Annotated in this window: 15 protein-coding genes and 1 tRNA gene; 9 read left to right on the top strand and 7 right to left on the bottom strand. The window is 33.8% G+C overall.

Annotated features, from left to right (window positions below; all coding sequences use genetic code 11):
- Nucleotides 1–4: 4 nt before the first annotated feature.
- The 7 genes from GN105_RS10855 to GN105_RS10825 form a co-directional block, all read right to left on the bottom strand.
- Complete coding sequence (locus GN105_RS10855; RefSeq protein ID WP_155285423.1) at nt 5–547, bottom strand: RsmD family RNA methyltransferase; 543 nt, start codon at nt 545–547, stop codon at nt 5–7.
- Nucleotides 548–586: 39 nt separating this feature from the next.
- On the bottom strand, nt 587–1,903 hold the full coding sequence (locus GN105_RS10850; protein ID WP_155285422.1) for an MATE family efflux transporter: 1,317 nt from the start codon (nt 1,901–1,903) through the stop codon (nt 587–589).
- Nucleotides 1,896–3,179, bottom strand: a complete 1,284-nt coding sequence (locus GN105_RS10845; RefSeq protein ID WP_155285421.1) for a glycosyltransferase family 4 protein — start codon at nt 3,177–3,179, stop codon at nt 1,896–1,898. The genes GN105_RS10850 and GN105_RS10845 overlap by 8 nt, the downstream gene beginning before the upstream one ends.
- Nucleotides 3,180–3,343: 164 nt before the next feature.
- Complete coding sequence (gene rpsA / locus GN105_RS10840; RefSeq protein ID WP_155285420.1) at nt 3,344–5,098, bottom strand: 30S ribosomal protein S1; 1,755 nt, start codon at nt 5,096–5,098, stop codon at nt 3,344–3,346.
- Nucleotides 5,099–5,343: 245 nt separating this feature from the next.
- Nucleotides 5,344–6,393 (bottom strand): tRNA preQ1(34) S-adenosylmethionine ribosyltransferase-isomerase QueA, encoded by a 1,050-nt coding sequence (gene queA / locus GN105_RS10835; protein ID WP_155285419.1) that lies wholly within the window; start codon nt 6,391–6,393, stop codon nt 5,344–5,346.
- 168 nt (nt 6,394–6,561) lie between these two features.
- A tRNA-Pro gene (locus tag GN105_RS10830) sits at nt 6,562–6,634 on the bottom strand.
- 155 nt (nt 6,635–6,789) lie between these two features.
- Nucleotides 6,790–7,272 carry an ABC transporter ATPase gene (locus GN105_RS10825; RefSeq protein ID WP_155285418.1) on the bottom strand — a complete coding sequence of 161 codons (483 nt, stop codon included), beginning with the start codon at nt 7,270–7,272 and terminating at the stop codon, nt 6,790–6,792.
- 257 nt (nt 7,273–7,529) lie between these two features.
- On the opposite strand from GN105_RS10825, the gene GN105_RS10820 reads away from it, so the two are divergent.
- From GN105_RS10820 to GN105_RS10780, 9 genes are all read left to right on the top strand, one after another.
- A complete protein-coding gene (locus GN105_RS10820; RefSeq protein ID WP_155285417.1) occupies nt 7,530–8,375 on the top strand; it encodes a transketolase in 846 nt (281 codons plus the stop codon).
- A 35-nt stretch (nt 8,376–8,410) separates the two neighbouring features.
- Nucleotides 8,411–9,283 (top strand): mechanosensitive ion channel family protein, encoded by an 873-nt coding sequence (locus tag GN105_RS10815; RefSeq protein ID WP_155285416.1) that lies wholly within the window; start codon nt 8,411–8,413, stop codon nt 9,281–9,283.
- Nucleotides 9,284–9,305: 22 nt separating this feature from the next.
- Nucleotides 9,306–10,709, top strand: a complete 1,404-nt coding sequence (locus tag GN105_RS10810; RefSeq protein WP_155285415.1) for a TIGR00341 family protein — start codon at nt 9,306–9,308, stop codon at nt 10,707–10,709.
- Between the two features lie 44 nt (nt 10,710–10,753).
- The gene (locus tag GN105_RS10805) at nt 10,754–11,185 is read left to right on the top strand and encodes a hypothetical protein (protein WP_155285414.1); all 432 of its coding nucleotides are present in this window, start codon (nt 10,754–10,756) and stop codon (nt 11,183–11,185) included.
- A 59-nt stretch (nt 11,186–11,244) separates the two neighbouring features.
- Nucleotides 11,245–12,498 (top strand): pyridoxal phosphate-dependent aminotransferase, encoded by a 1,254-nt coding sequence (locus GN105_RS10800; protein ID WP_155285413.1) that lies wholly within the window; start codon nt 11,245–11,247, stop codon nt 12,496–12,498.
- Between the two features lie 137 nt (nt 12,499–12,635).
- Nucleotides 12,636–13,025: an HU family DNA-binding protein gene (locus GN105_RS10795; protein WP_095912581.1), complete on the top strand. Its 390-nt coding sequence runs from the start codon at nt 12,636–12,638 to the stop codon at nt 13,023–13,025.
- Between the two features lie 201 nt (nt 13,026–13,226).
- The gene (locus GN105_RS10790) at nt 13,227–13,853 is read left to right on the top strand and encodes a putative polyvalent protein kinase domain-containing protein (protein WP_173015002.1); all 627 of its coding nucleotides are present in this window, start codon (nt 13,227–13,229) and stop codon (nt 13,851–13,853) included.
- 30 nt (nt 13,854–13,883) lie between these two features.
- Nucleotides 13,884–14,780, top strand: a complete 897-nt coding sequence (locus tag GN105_RS10785) for a hypothetical protein (protein WP_155285412.1) — start codon at nt 13,884–13,886, stop codon at nt 14,778–14,780.
- Between the two features lie 5 nt (nt 14,781–14,785).
- Nucleotides 14,786–15,739: a transketolase family protein gene (locus GN105_RS10780; RefSeq protein WP_155285411.1), complete on the top strand. Its 954-nt coding sequence runs from the start codon at nt 14,786–14,788 to the stop codon at nt 15,737–15,739.
- Nucleotides 15,740–15,836 lie beyond the last annotated feature (97 nt).

Below are 15,836 nucleotides of genomic sequence, written 5' to 3'. Positions count from 1 at the left end.
ATTATTAATCTTCTAATTCAAAAAAACTGAATAAATTTCCTCCATATTTTTTAGAATAAGAAAAGTGTGAAACTTCTTCTAAATCAGTTTGTTTTGAGTGTTCTATAATAAGAACTCCTCCTTCATTTAGTAAATTTCTTTCAAAAACTAAATCCACTATTTCAGAAAACTTTTCTTGGGTAAAATCGTATGGAGGGTCTGCAAAAATAACATCAAATTTTTGATTTGTTTTTCTCAAATAATTATACACATCTGATTTCAAGCAAGTTATAAGACATCCCAACTCTTTTGCTGTTTTAGTGATGAATTGTACACATCCGCTATGACTATCTACTGAAATGATGTTTTGGCACCCTCTGCTTGCAAACTCATAACTGATATTTCCCGTTCCTGTAAATAAATCAAGAACGCTAATTTCATCAAAATAATAGTTGTTATTCAATATGTTAAACAATGCTTCTTTGGCAAAATCCGTTGTAGGGCGAACGGGTAATTTAGCGGGAGCAATGAGGTGCTTTCCTTTGTTTTTTCCTGAAATGATTCGCATTTTGTCTGTTTTCTGTCTGCAAAAGTAACTAAAATAAAATTATTTTTGAATAAAATTTGTTCTGAAATGAAGAGCCAAAAGCAGTCCGCGAGTAGTTATCCAAGCAAAAAAAGCAAACCAAATACCTTTCAATTCCCAATTTAGACTTTGAAATAGGAATAAAAAAGGTAAAAATACTACAAAAGTAGCAATCAAAAGCACATTTCTTAATGTCTTTGTAAATCCAATACCTTTATAAACGCCATCAAGTAAGAAAGTTATAGAATTAATAGGCTGCATTAAAACTACAATCCAAAAAGTACCAAAAAATAAACTGCGAATATCTTCATTTTTGGTAAAAAAGTTACCTATCGGGAAATAAAAAATAGAATAAACTAAAACTAAAAAAAATCCTATTAATATTGTGATTTTCAATAAGTCTTTTACTAAAATTGTCATTGTCTCCAGTTTTTTCATTCCGTATAATTTTCCAGAAAGAACTCCGCCTGCACTGCTATAACCATCAATAAAAAAAGCTGAGAATAACCAAATTTGAGCCAACAAAGTATGTGTTGCCACAAAAGAATTATCGGTTTCGCCTCCCAAATTTGTTGCTACACGAAAGGCAAAAAATAAAGCAATTTGTAATGAAAGTGAACGAATTAGAAGATTAAAGCTCATTATCAAATTATTCCAAAAAGAAGGATGTAATTTCCTAAAAATAAATATTTTGAAAATTGTTTTTCGGTTCAAAAATATTAAAGCTAATACAAACATCACTATTTGCGAAATCAAAGTAGCCCAAGCCAGCCCTTTTACTTCCAAATCCAATAAAAATACAAAAACTAAATTCAAAATAATATTGAGAATCCCACCAAACACACTGATGACCATCGCCCAAGAAGTATTCTGTACACCTTTAAAAACTCCATAAAGCATTATGGTTAAAAGAGTTAAAGGAAATCCCCAAACACGTATATTAAAATATTGCAGACAAACATCTAATAACTTTCCTTCCGCTCCGTAAAGCCGAAAAAGAGAATCTCCTAAGGCGAAACTTATTCCAGAACCTATTAAAGAAATTCCCACACTGAACCAAAAAACTTGGGCAACCAGTCCTTTTAAATTCCTAAGCCTACTTTGTCCATAGCCTTGTGCAACTTGCGAAGCTATGGCATACGATGTTTGAGCAAAAATCCAAATAATTGCAGTAATGAAAGAGCCAACAATCCCCACAGCCCCAAGTATTTCTTCTGTATTTGTAGGAATATGCCCCGCAACAATTGTGTCGGTTAAAGATATGATAGGCTCAATAATTCCCGAAATGATAGCGGGAATTGCCAAACGATTGATTTCTTTTATAGAAACTTTAGACATTTTGTATTGATTCAGCTAACTTTTGAGTTAAATTTTTTCTGCTATAAGGAGCTAATCTTATGGGATTTGTTTTCAGATTGTTATCCTTGTAATCATTATACCAAGTCAATATAATTTCCTTAATTTTAGTTTCGTTATCATAACTGACAAAACGTCCAGTATTAGTTTCTTTAATAATTTTTATAACATCCCAATTTTTAGGACCTATTGCTAAAATAGGACGTTCTGAAATCATATATTCAAACAATTTTCCAGGTATGATGCATTCTGTTTCTTTTGAATTAATTTCAATTAATAATAATATTTGAGATTTTTGCTGTAATTTAATAGCTTCATTATGAGAAATATACCCCATATTTGTTATGTATTTACTCAATCCTAAAGAAATTATCTCCTCCTCTACATCACCACTTATTTTTCCTGCAAAACATAATTCAAAATTTTCAGCAAATTCCTTATTCTCAATAACTAAATCAGCTAATACTTTCCACAATAACTTCGGATTTCTATCGGAAAGCAATGAACCAATATGTGAAATCAGAAATTTATCTGAAACTTTTGCTTTGGGTTGATTTATAATATCGTATCCATTAGTTATTACTTTGATTGGCTTTTTCGTTATTTGTGAAAATTCTTCTTTAGTTTTAAAACTTGTAACAATAACTAAATCAGAAGATTGTAAAACTTCTTTTTCTAAAAATTTATGTTTTTTATGAGCCCATTTTGTCAATCGTAAGTCTTTGTAATAACCAATCGTTGTCCACGGATCACGAAAATCACTAATCCATTTTAATTGCGGAAATTTTTTTTTCAAATGATAACCTATTAGGTGTACGCTATGAGGCGGAGAAGTAGTTATAACTGTTTGAATTTCATTTTCTTGTATAAAATTTGAAAGGAAATTAACAGATGGTTTTATCCAAAACTTTCTCGCATCGGGAATAAATAAATTGCCCCTTATCCAAAGCATAATTTTTTCTATAAAAGATACTTTTTTACGAGGAATAATCCCTGAACTTATTTTCTGTGTTTTCTTTTTGGAGAAAAAAGAAGCTAATTTGTATGGCTCCCAAATGGGATATTTTATTACTTGAATATTAGAGGGTAAGTCCTCCCCTATTCTTTCATCAATTATTGGATATTCTGGATTTTCAGGTGTATAAACGATAGGTTCAATATTGAAATCACGTAAATACTTAATGAACTTTAGCCAGCGTTGTACTCCGGGTCCTCCGGCAGGTTTCCAATAATATGTGATAATTAAAACTTTCTTCATCTTAATTTTATCTGTTTTCCCAATTAGAAAAAATAAATTCAACTCACAAACTTCGTAATAAATTTATAAAAAATAAAATTTTTTTGAATTTAAATACAAAAAAGCCGTCACTTCCCAGCAACGGCTTTTCCTCATTAAAACAAAAAATTATGAAAAAAACTAAATTACTTTCCTCTTTCCATTTTGTCTTTCAACTCTTGAAGAGCTTCTAAATCTCCTAAAGTTGATTTTTCGACAGTTGTTGTAGAGCTTGATGCTTCTTTAGCAATTTTTTCTTCTTCTTCTCTGAAGATAGAAGTGTGAGAAGCTACAACTCTTTTGAATTCTTTATTGAACTCAATCACTTTGAAATCAGCTGTATCGCCTTTTCCTAGTTTTTTGCCATCTTCTTTCTCCAAGTGGCGTGTAGGTATGAACGCGACAATATCCTCGTTAAATTCAACAGTTGCTCCCTTATCTACCATTTTAGAAATAGTTCCGCTGTGAACTGTTCCCACTGCGAATTCTACTTCATATTTATCCCAAGGATTTTCAGTAGTTTGTTTGTGCCCCAAAGAAAGTTTGCGAGCATCTACATCTAATTCTAAAACTACTACATCCAATTTGTCTCCTACATTAACAAACTCTGAAGGATGCTTGATTTTTTTAGACCAAGAAAGGTCTGAAATGTAAATCAAGCCATCAATTCCTTCTTCCAATTCAACAAACACTCCGAAGTTAGTAAAGTTACGAACTGTTCCAACGTGTTTTGAACCTACAGGATATTTTGTTGCGATGTTAGCCCAAGGGTCAGAAGTCAATTGCTTGATACCCAATGACATTTTACGCTCATCACGATCCAAAGTCAACACAACAGCCTCAATTTCATCACCAAGATTTACGAAATCTTGTGCTGAACGAAGGTGTGTACTCCAAGACATTTCTGATACGTGAACTAAACCTTCAACTCCTTCTGCGATTTCAACGAAAGCACCATAATCAGCAATAACAACTACTTTTCCTTTAACTTTATCTCCAACTTTCAAGTCATCAGCTAAAGCGTCCCAAGGATGTTTACTCAATTGTTTCAATCCTAATTGGATACGTGATTTGTTATCATCAAAATCTAAGATAACTACGTTTAATTTTTGGTCTAATTCAACCACTTCATTCGGATGATTGATTCTTGACCAAGAAAGGTCTGTAATGTGGATTAATCCGTCAACACCTCCTAAGTCAACAAATACACCATAAGAAGTAATATTTTTAACAACACCTTCTAAAACTTGACCTTTTTCAAGTTGTCCGATGATTTCTTTTTTCTGTTCTTCAATATCAGCCTCAATAAGAGCTTTGTGTGAAACAACTACGTTTTTAAACTCGTGGTTTACTTTCACAATTTTGAACTCCATTGTTTTATTCACATATTGTTCGTAATCGCGAATTGGCTTCACATCAATCTGGGAACCTGGTAAGAATGCTTCGATTCCAAATACATCAACAATCATACCACCTTTTGTTCTGCTCTTAACAAATCCGTTTACGATTTCTCCATTTTCGTGAGCTAAATTCACACGATCCCACGCTTTAATTGTACGTGCTTTTCTGTGAGAAAGTACCAATTGACCTGTTTTATCCTCACGGATATCAATCAAAACTTCTACTTTATCACCTACTTTTAAATTGGGATTATAACGGAACTCATTTAAAGAAATAACACCTTCTGATTTAGCATTAATATCAATAATTGCTTCTCTGTCAGTGATTCTAACTACTGTTCCTTCAACAACTTCATTGTCTTGCGTATCAACAAAATTGTTTTTTACCAAATCTTCAAAGTTTTTCAACTTATCCTCTTGAACACTTTCAATACCTTCTTCGTATTTTGTCCAATCAAAATTTTGCAAGAATTCTTCTTGCGTTTGTTTTTGTTCAGCCATTTGCTGATAAATAAATTTGTATTTCTTTTGAAAATCAAGAGCTTAGCGAATTTCCATCAGAAAGAATTAAACATTAAAATAAACCTCTTTACTCTTTAAACGCTTATAAGAGGTCGCAATATTACAAAAAATTTTATTATCCACAAAATTTTTGTATTTTTTTATTCAAAAAAAATAAAATTAAATAAGTTCCTATCAAATTTCAAATAGAAAAAATCAGAGATATTTTTTACAAAATAAAATCCTTAAAGTATCAACATTGCATCTCCGTACGAATAGAACTTATATTTTTCAGCCACAGCTTCTTTATAAGCTCGCATTACCAAATCGTGTCCGCCAAAGGCAGAAACCATCATCAAAAGTGTTGATTTTGGAGTATGGAAATTGGTAATCATTGCATTAGCTACACTAAAGTCATACGGAGGAAAAATAAATTTATTTGTCCAGCCAACATAAGGATTAACTGTATTTTCAGATGAAACAGAACTTTCCAAAGCTCGCATTACAGTCGTTCCAACTGCACAAACCTTTTTCTTACTGAGTTTTGCTCTGTTAATAATTTTAGTTTGATCTTCAGGAATGAAAACCTCTTCACTATCCATTTTATGTTTTGAAAGATCCTCTACTTCAACAGGACTAAATGTACCTAATCCTACGTGCAAAGTTACTTCTGCAAAATTTATACCTTTGATTTCGAGTCTTTTCATTAAGTGTTTTGAGAAGTGCAAACCAGCGGTTGGTGCAGCGACAGCACCTTCGTGTTTCGCATAAATAGTTTGATATCGTTCTTCATCTTCAGGCTCTACGGCACGAGAAATATATTTAGGAAGAGGCGTTTGCCCTAACTCGGTTAATTTATTACGGAATTCTTCATAAGAACCATCATACAAAAAACGAAGAGTTCTTCCTCTGGAAGTGGTATTATCAATAACTTCGGCTACTAAACTATCATCTTTTCCAAAATAAAGTTTGTTACCTATTCTAATTTTTCTGGCAGGGTCAACCAAAACATCCCATAAACGTTGTTCTGCATTGAGTTCTCTGAGTAGAAAAACTTCGATTTTCGCCTTCGTTTTTTCTTTATTTCCGTACAATCGGGCAGGAAAAACTTTAGTATTGTTCAATACAAAAACATCTTGATCATCAAAATAATCAATAACATCTTTGAATAGTTTATGCTCAATTTCTCCCGTTTTTCGGTGCAAAACCATTAAACGAGCTTCATCACGATTCTCACTTGGGTATTCAGCTAATAACTCTTTTGGAAGGTCAAAGTTAAAATTAGATAATTTCATTTCAAACAGTGTATATTTTTTATAAAAGCGTGCAAATATACATTTTGAAGATAGGGGTTGTCAAGTAAATTATAAAATAATTTTATTTTTGATTTATAAATAATTGTAAATAAAACAATTACATTTTAAAAGAAAGAAGATTCAAAAATATTGCCACTAATAAAAAAGTCGGGGTGACTGGACTCGAACCAGCGACCACACGCACCCCATACGTGTACGCTACCAACTGCGCCACACCCCGATTTTTTTGGTGTGCAAATTTACATCTTTTTTTGAAAAAAGAAAATAATTTTAAAAAGAAAAAATCACCTGAAGAAATTTTTGTTAAAAATTAAAAACAAGTAATTGATAGTAAGTTGATTAATAAAATTTCTTTCTTTTTACAAGATTGCTTTATTATAGAAAACGACTGTGCCAGCTTTCTTCCATTGGAATTTCCCAATGTGTTTCGTACTCACCTTTTGTATTTACTAAATTATTGAATACGATTGTTTTACCAGAAACAGCTTTTTCTTTTACCATTTTTTTGAAATCGACTAAATTTTTATACGCTATAAATTCACCTTGCTTGTAACTTACGTTCATTCTGTCAAGTAAATCAACTTGAAAATCTTTTTCTAGTTGTTGAATAAATTGAGCCAAATTATCCAACGAACATCCTGAAACTGCGTGTAATTCCTGATTTACTCCTATGACAATAAATCTATTGTAACGTAATTCGTATGAGGCAGTTAGTCCAATTCCGTGAGCTGTCCAATTCTCCAAATATGTTTTGATTTTGGCGTGCAACTCTACTTGTTCTACTTCTGTGAAACTGCGATTACTTTGGTATATCCAAATTCGTGAACTTTCAGGTAATTCTTTAAAATCTATATACATTTTCTATCTATTTATATAATAATCAATATATTAAAAAGCAAAATCAATTTTTATCTTTATAATCTTAATACTTTTGCGAGCACAAAATTACAATATTTTATAGAATCAATTATATTTTTAATGAAATGGAAATGAAATTTGTCTTTTTGAAAAAGTAGTCTTCTGATTTTGTTTCTGTTACATTTTCATTTTTTTAAATCTTCTTGCACACAAGAATAAAAAGATATACATTTGTGCGGATAAATTAAAAATAAACTATGTCGAATATTCAACAACTTACAGATTTAACTACGCAAGTACGTAGAGATATTTTACGAATGGTTCATAAAGTAAATTCAGGACATCCTGGTGGTTCGCTTGGCTGTACTGAATTTTTAGTTTGCCTTTATAACGAATTGATAGAAATTGACACGAATTTCTCAATGGATGGCAAAAACGAAGACCTTTTCTTCCTCTCTAACGGACATATTTCTCCCGTGTTTTACAGCGTTTTAGCTCGCAGAGGCTATTTCCCCATTAGTGAATTAAATACGTTTCGTTTGCTAAATTCTCGTTTGCAAGGGCATCCAACCCCACACGAAGGGCTGGAAGGGGTGCGTATTGCTTCAGGTTCTTTAGGGCAAGGGCTTTCTGTTGGGATTGGAGCTGCACTGACCAAAAAACTCAACGGTGATAAGCATTTGGTGTACACACTACACGGAGACGGCGAACTGCAAGAAGGACAAATTTGGGAAGCAGCGATGTACGCTGGCGGAAAAGGCGTCGATAACCTGATAGCTACCGTTGATTACAACAAAAAACAAATCGACGGAAGTACCGATAATGTTCTGCCATTAGGCGATTTACGAGCCAAATTTGAAGCATTCGGTTGGCAAGTAATTGATATTGAAAAAGGAAATGATATTCCTTCTATTCTTCAAGGGATGCAAAAGGCCAAATCGCTAACCGGTAAAGGAAAACCCGTATGTGTACTTCTGCATACCGAGATGGGGAATGGTGTAGATTTTATGATGGGCACACACGCTTGGCACGGAAAAGCACCGAATGATGAGCAACTTGCCAAAGCCCTCGCTCAAAATCCTGAAACATTAGGAGATTACTAAAAAATTATCTGCCTAAAAGCATAAATCTTGCTAAAATGAAAGAAACAGAGTTCGATTTTTTCGAAAAACTTAAGGAAGTAATGAACTATGTAATTTTTAATATACAAGGAAGTAATTTTACTTTATTGACATTGGTATATTTAATAGTTTCTATTACTGTTTTGATTTTTGCTTCGAGGAAAATCACGTATTTTCTGGAACATAAATTCTTTGTAGGTCGCATCGCAGAAAAAGGAAATCGTTCTGCGATTGTGACTATAATTCGATATTTGATTTTGCTATTTGGCTTTCTGTTCATTTTTAAATCAGCAGGATTTGAATTAGGGGCTTTCAGTTGGCTTTTTGGGGCATTGGGTGTCGGTATCGGATTTGGTTTACAGAACATTACCAATAATTTTATATCAGGGATAATTATTCTTTTTGAACGTCCAATCAAGATAGGTGACCGCATTCAGGTCGGAGATATTTCAGGAGATGTTATTTCTATTTCAATGCGTTCCACTACGATTGTTACTAACGATAATATTTCGGTAATTGTACCTAATTCTCAGTTTATTAACGGAAATGTAACGAATTGGTCGCATAATGATCGTTTGGTTCGTTTTCATTATCCTGTGGGAGTTGCTTATAAAGAAGACCCTGAAAAAGTGAAAAATATTGTTCTGGAAATAGCTAAAAATCATTCCGGCGTATTGAAAGACCCGGCTCCGGCTTTTTGGTTTGTTGAATACGGCGATAATTCACTAAACTTTGAGCTTGTTGTCTGGACATCTACCTATATTCAAAAGCCAATCGTTTTAAAAAGCGAATTGTACTATGAAATTTTTAAGGAATTTACAAAACATAATATCGAAATTCCTTTCCCACAACGCGATTTACACATACGTTCGGGATTGAATAATATTTAAATTTAATAAAAATGAATTAACTATGAGTGCAATGAATGACACAAATGAGAAACCTAAAAGTATTTTAGAACAAACTAAAGAGTTTCTCTCTGAATTGATGAATATTCGTCAAGACACCGACAGAAAAGCTACCATCGAAAGTATAAAAGCCGACATTTCCTTTAAAGGACACACCTCTTGGATTTTGATTTGCTCCATCGTAATTGCATCATTAGGATTAAATGCCAATTCAACAGCTGTAATTATCGGAGCGATGTTAATTTCTCCATTGATGGGACCTATTTTAGGAATGGCTCTTTCCTTGGCTATCAATGATGTGGACTTATTACGACGAGCCGTAAAGAACTTCGGGGTGATGGTTGTCTTGAGTGTGACTTCAGCTTTTGTTTTCTTTTGGTTGTTTCCGCTTCGTGATACTTCCTCTGAACTTTTGGCACGCACCTCTCCTGATATTCGCGATGTACTAATTGCTTTTTTTGGTGGATTGGCTTTGGTAATTGCTCGTGCTAAACGCGGCACGATGGCAAGTGTTATTTTTGGAGTTGCTATTGCTACGGCGTTGATGCCACCGCTCTGTACCGTTGGTTTCTTCTTGGCTGTTGGTGATTGGAAATTGGCTTTGGGAGCTTTGTATTTATTCTTAATCAACACCATTTTTATTGGTTTGGCTACATTTTTGGTACTTCGTTTCTTACGTTTACCAATGGTGGTTTATGCAAATTCTTCCAAACGTAAACGAATTTCAAACATAGCTTACATTTGTGCTACTTTGGTAATGGTTCCTGCCGGATATACTTTTTACGAGGTTTGGAGAGTTTCCCAATTTAAAAATAACGCCAATACTTTCATTGAAACCAGCATCGAAACGTACGAGTTTGACGGAGGTCGTTTCTTAAAAGACCTTTCAAAAGTGGAATATAATAACGGAAATCCTTACATTGAACTGGTTTTCTTTGGTGACATTCCTATTCCTGATGAGGTAAAAACCCTTTGGAATAACCAAAAAGAAGCTTATCCGTATTTGAAAAATACAGAGTTACGTATCTTGAATGATAGCCGAGAGCGTGACCAAAGTCTGTACGTTCAGGAGTTGTATAATACTAATAAAGAACAACTTATTTCAAGCCAAAGTAAGATAAAATTACTGCAAGACCAAGTGGAAACTTTGGGCAAATACAACAAGGAAGCTGCTAAATTCCAACAAATCACGAAGGAAATAGCTGTAAATTATGAGGATATTGCTTCTGTTTCATTTGCTAACGAACTGAAAAGTAACTTCAAGAAGATAGATACAATTCCTGTTTTTCGTATTCAATGGAAAAAGGAACCCAAAAAAGATGAACGAAAAGCTGAAATAGAAAAACTAAGAAAATGGCTTTCAACTCGCTTGAACAATAAAAAAGTTTTAGTGAAAGAAGAAAATTAACGACAAACTAATACAATAATTCAAAATAAAAAGAAATAATTATTATGACAAGAAAATTAACAAAAATGATTTATGCAGTAGTTATTGCTTTATCAATGTCTTGTTCAAAAAACGAAGACAATAACGATAACTCACAACCACTTTATTGGGAAATAGATGAACAACGTTTCACGGCGGAAGGAGGAAAAGCGTTCGATAACGGAGCATCCATTTCGGTGTACGTAACTCCACATCCGAGTAATTGCTCGTCCAAAGTCTATGAATATGACAATTATTTAAACGTAGAAATCCCAAAAAATGCCGACAAAAATGAATATAATGTTGTTTTCGGGCGTAAGGGAAGTATTCCTATGAATGCTTTAAACAGTAAAATTCGTTATAAATATGATGACAAACAAGTAACTATTTGGGTAGAAGCAAAAACAATTTCAGGTCATAAAGCTGAAGGAAAATATACCGTTCCGTATTGCAAATAAAGAACATTTAGGGCACATATGTATTTATCGAACCTTAATTTTAAAAACATCAAACCATAATGAACGTATCAAAATTAGCACAAAATTTAATCGGTTCTGAGATTGTAAAGATTGGAAACGAAGTAAACGACCTCAAAGCAAAAGGCGAAAAAATCACAAATTTAACTATTGGCGATTTGGATTCGAATATTTATCCCATTCCTGATGAGCTGAAAGCCGGAATCCAAAAAGCGTATGTCGACAATCTTACGAACTATCCTCCTGCGAGTGGTATCCTTTCGCTTCGGGAAAATGTTTCAAAAGACCTCAAACAACGTTACGCATTGGAGTACTCGGCGAAAGATATTCTTATCGCAGGAGGTTCGCGTCCGTTGATTTACGCAACCTTTAAAACTATTGTAGATGAGGGCGATAAAGTAATTTATCCTGTACCTTCGTGGAACAACAATCACTATTCGTATTTGAATTCTGCTCAGAAAGTAGAACTGGAAGTTAAGCCTGAAAACAACTTCTTACCTACGGCGGAAGAGCTACGTCCGCACCTGAAAGATGCCGTTCTGTTAGCACTTTGTTCGCCACTTAATCCGACAGGAACGATGTTTTCCGAGCATCAACTCAGAGAAATTTGCGAACTTATTGTGGAAGAAAACCGCAAACGTGGAGCAGACGAAAAGCCCCTTTACTTGATGTATGACCAAATTTATGCGATGCTTACCTTTGGAGAAAAACACTTTAATCCGGTAAGTTTAGTCCCTGAAATGAAGCCTTATACGGTATTTATCGACGGTTCTTCCAAATGTTTTGCGGCTACGGGCGTTCGCGTGGGCTGGGCTTTTGGTCCTTCGGAAATCATCGGTAAAATGGCGGCTCTACTTACGCACGTTGGGGCGTGGGCTCCGAAACCCGAACAACAGGCGATGGCTCAGTTCCTTACTGATACTAAAGCAGTTGACGCATTCGTAAATGATTTCAAAGGAAAGATTAAACATAGTTTGGAAACCCTACACGAAGGCATTCAGGCATTGAAACAAAAAGGATATGCTGTGGAAAGCATTCGTCCGATGGGAGCTTTGTACTTAACCATTCAGTTGGATTATGTTGGAAAAACCACCCCGAAAGGCGAGAAACTTAACGATACAACCGACTTGGTTTTCTATCTGATTAAGGAAGCCGGAATGGCATTAGTTCCGTTTTCTGCCTTTGGAAATAGCCGAACAATGCCTTGGTTTAGAGCTTCGGCGGGCGGATGTTCGTTGCAAGATATTAAGGACGTTCTCCCAAGATTAGAGAAAGCCTTAAGCGAATTGAAATAGAAAAACAACAATCAAACGGAGCAAAGTTTTCAACGAAAAAAAGCATAAAATCAGACTTTGCTCCGCTTATTGGTTTCAAATCTCAACTAAAATCATCACATCTTATATATATTATAAACTTTAAAAAACTTATTATTATGGCAGTAAAATACAATATCGTAGAAAGAAAAAACCTTTTAGACAAAGAAGCTAAACCTAAATTTTATGCAAGTGCAAAAGCAGACGGCGAAATATCTTTCCGTGCTCTTGCTAAAGAAATTGCGACAGGTTCATCAACCGTGTCGGACACAGATGTTTTAGCAGTATTAAATGATTTGACCAAAGTATTAGTAAAACATCTTTCGGAAGGACGTATCGTTCGGTTAGGCGACTTCGGGAGTTTCAGAATTACTATCTCAAGTGAAGGTGCAGAATCCTCGGAGAAATTTAATCCTGCTTTAATTAAAAGCAATAAAATTCAGTTTACACCCGGAGTGGATTTAAAGGAAATGCAACGCGTTATCAAATACGAAAAATACAAAAAATAATTTTATTTTCAGAAAGAAGTCTCAATTCATTGATATACGAGTAAGTGTATTTTTAAAATTATATGTATATATCTTATCGAAGATATATATATAAGTTTATAAAAATATATATACAAGTTGATGAAGTTTTATATATAAAATAAATGACTTATATTTTAAGTTATAAGTTTTATTATTTTTTATATTGAATAATAAATACAAATGATTAAAAATGAGTTACAAAATATCCTTTCAGGAAAGGGCGAAGTTAAGTATGGAGAACCTATCCAAACAATTGCCTGTTACCTTAGAAGAAGCTCGGGAACAAGTACAATGGTTGAAGAAAAAGAGCAAAACAAAAGTAAGGAAACGGAGAAACTCTGCCAATGGATAGAAGAAAATAATTTATGGATTCACACCATTGACATTGATAAGTTTATATCGCAAGGTGCAGAACAAAAGGTATATTTGCATCAGGAAGAGTATGTAATAAAACTTAATGACAGTATTTACTACCTATCTTGGTTGGATTACTTTTATAATTTGCTTTTAAATAATTATTTTTTTCCGGATACTGCATACAAGTTATTAGGATTTTATAAAGATAAAAATATTTTATATGCAGTTGTACAACAGAAATTTGTAAAAGCAACCGAATTAACTTCATTAGAAAATGTAAGAGAATTTATGGCTAATAATGGATTTCAACTTATCCGAAATAATGATTATAAAAACCAAGAATTAGGAATTATACTCGAAGATTTACACGATGAGAATGTACTTACTGTTGATGGAGTTTTGGCTTTTATTGATACTGTTTTCTATTTGGAAGATAGTTTTTGGGAATAATAATAGTTTATATTTTTAAAATTCAACACAATGAAAAGATTAGTTTTTATATTATTGTCGATAGTTATGTTATCGTGCAATAAAGAAAGTGAACCGAACAGACAAGAGTTTCTTGAGCTATTTAAACGAGAAAGAAATATTCCACAAGATATTTCTATTGAGAGAATTTCATTAGGAAAAGATTTTGAAATTGTTGTAGGAAAGAAAGATTTTGAGTTGTTTTTATATAAAATTCAGAATAAAAAAATCGTAGTTTCACACAAAGAGCCTATTCCTAAAGAAGTAAAAAAAGGAGAAAAAACGTATTTAGTAAAGGGTTTTACACCTAACATAAGTCGATTAAAAGAAAATGGTTTCATTTGGATTGATATAACACGTGATTGGGCGGAACAAGGAAATACTTCGGTAAATCCGTATTATATACTTTTTTCTTTTGTGCTTCATAAGGATATTTTTGTTAAAATAGATAATAAATCCTATGATTGGAACGGCGATATTCTTGATATACGTAGTTGGAATAATTCGAATTTTCTTGTTCAAGTAACTGGAAATTCCGATAGAGATTTTTATATTTACAATGATAAATGGCAGTTCTTGTTTAAGGCAAAATCAAAATCCTTAATTAATCCTGACAAAATATATGCGTTAAATCAGGAAGAAGCTATTGAGTTCGGAGATGAAAAACATCTATTTAAAAGGATAAATATTAAAGATAATAATATTGTTTGGCAAATTGATTCTGAGAAAATATTTCCTGCTAAAAGAGTGTTTCTAAGCCGAGTAACTCAAGTAAATAAAGCTGAAAATATTTGGACTTTTATAGTAAATTATACACTTCAGTATGAAGATAATGAGAAACAAGAACAGTTTGAAGAAGGAACAAAAACAATTAAAATAGACATTAATAACGGAAAAATCATCGAATAAATACAATTATGAAATATACAGACACAGGAAAGAAGGATACTCGAAGCGGTTTCGGGGCGGGATTGGCTGAGCTTGGGCGTACCAATCCTAACGTAGTGGCACTTTGTGCTGACCTTATCGGGTCGCTCAAAATGGAGAAGTTTATTGAAGAAAACCCTGAGCGTTTCTTCCAAATTGGTATTGCAGAAGCCAATATGATGGGCATCGCGGCGGGACTTACCATCGGAGGAAAAATTCCGTTTACGGGTACATTTGCCGCATTTTCAACGGGAAGGGTGTATGACCAAATCCGTCAGTCGATTGCATATTCAGGCAAAAATGTAAAGATTTGTGCCTCACACGCAGGACTTACATTAGGGGAAGACGGAGCAACGCACCAAATTTTGGAAGACATCGGTCTGATGAAAATGCTCCCCGGAATGGTAGTTATCAATCCGTGCGACTATAATCAAACCAAAGCGGCTACTATTGCCATTGCCGATTATGTAGGTCCGGTTTACTTGCGTTTCGGGCGTCCGACGGTAGCAAATTTTACTCCGGAAGACCAAAAATTTGAAATCGGTAAAGGAATTCTTCTCACCGAAGGGAAAGACGTAACTATCGTCGCCACAGGACATTTAGTTTGGGAAGCCTTACTTGCTGCTGATGAATTGGAAAAGCAAGGTATTTCTGCCGAAGTAATTAACATTCACACCATAAAACCTTTGGACGAGGAAATTATTTTAAATTCCGTAAAGAAAACCAAATGTATCGTTACTTGTGAAGAACACAATTACTACGGAGGATTAGGCGAAAGCGTATCGCGTGTTCTTGCACAAAGGTTCCCTATTCCGCAAGAACTGGTAGCGGTGAATGACACATTCGGAGAATCGGGAACACCTGCCGAACTAATGAAAAAATACGGACTCGATAAAGACGGCATTCTAAAAGCTGTGGAGAAAGTATTGAAACGAAAGTAATTCGGAAAAGAAATATACATTTTATCTAAAATAAAACGGGCTGAGAATGAATTTTTTCAGCCTGTTTGTTTTAATTTTATTGATAAAAAACCAATTA

The sequence above is a fragment of the Capnocytophaga felis genome, from assembly GCF_009684755.1.
Taxonomy (GTDB): Bacteria; Bacteroidota; Bacteroidia; order Flavobacteriales; family Flavobacteriaceae; genus Capnocytophaga; species Capnocytophaga felis.
Note: the sequence above shows the minus strand (reverse complement) of the source record. Positions and strands in the feature narration are given on the sequence as shown.

Bases quoted from the DNA above. Each gene is read 5' to 3' on its own strand.
- GN105_RS10855 (WP_155285423.1), bottom strand. From the start codon at position 547: ATGCGAATCATTTCAGGAAAAAACAAAGGAAAGCACCTCATTGCTCCC.
- GN105_RS10850 (WP_155285422.1), bottom strand. From the start codon at position 1,903: ATGTCTAAAGTTTCTATAAAAGAAATCAATCGTTTGGCAATTCCCGCT.
- GN105_RS10845 (WP_155285421.1), bottom strand. From the start codon at position 3,179: ATGAAGAAAGTTTTAATTATCACATATTATTGGAAACCTGCCGGAGGA.
- rpsA (WP_155285420.1), bottom strand. From the start codon at position 5,098: ATGGCTGAACAAAAACAAACGCAAGAAGAATTCTTGCAAAATTTTGAT.
- queA (WP_155285419.1), bottom strand. From the start codon at position 6,393: ATGAAATTATCTAATTTTAACTTTGACCTTCCAAAAGAGTTATTAGCT.
- GN105_RS10825 (WP_155285418.1), bottom strand. From the start codon at position 7,272: ATGTATATAGATTTTAAAGAATTACCTGAAAGTTCACGAATTTGGATA.
- GN105_RS10820 (WP_155285417.1), top strand. From the start codon at position 7,530: ATGTCGAATATTCAACAACTTACAGATTTAACTACGCAAGTACGTAGA.
- GN105_RS10815 (WP_155285416.1), top strand. From the start codon at position 8,411: ATGAAAGAAACAGAGTTCGATTTTTTCGAAAAACTTAAGGAAGTAATG.
- GN105_RS10810 (WP_155285415.1), top strand. From the start codon at position 9,306: ATGAGTGCAATGAATGACACAAATGAGAAACCTAAAAGTATTTTAGAA.
- GN105_RS10805 (WP_155285414.1), top strand. From the start codon at position 10,754: ATGACAAGAAAATTAACAAAAATGATTTATGCAGTAGTTATTGCTTTA.
- GN105_RS10800 (WP_155285413.1), top strand. From the start codon at position 11,245: ATGAACGTATCAAAATTAGCACAAAATTTAATCGGTTCTGAGATTGTA.
- GN105_RS10795 (WP_095912581.1), top strand. From the start codon at position 12,636: ATGGCAGTAAAATACAATATCGTAGAAAGAAAAAACCTTTTAGACAAA.
- GN105_RS10790 (WP_173015002.1), top strand. From the start codon at position 13,227: ATGATTAAAAATGAGTTACAAAATATCCTTTCAGGAAAGGGCGAAGTT.
- GN105_RS10785 (WP_155285412.1), top strand. From the start codon at position 13,884: ATGAAAAGATTAGTTTTTATATTATTGTCGATAGTTATGTTATCGTGC.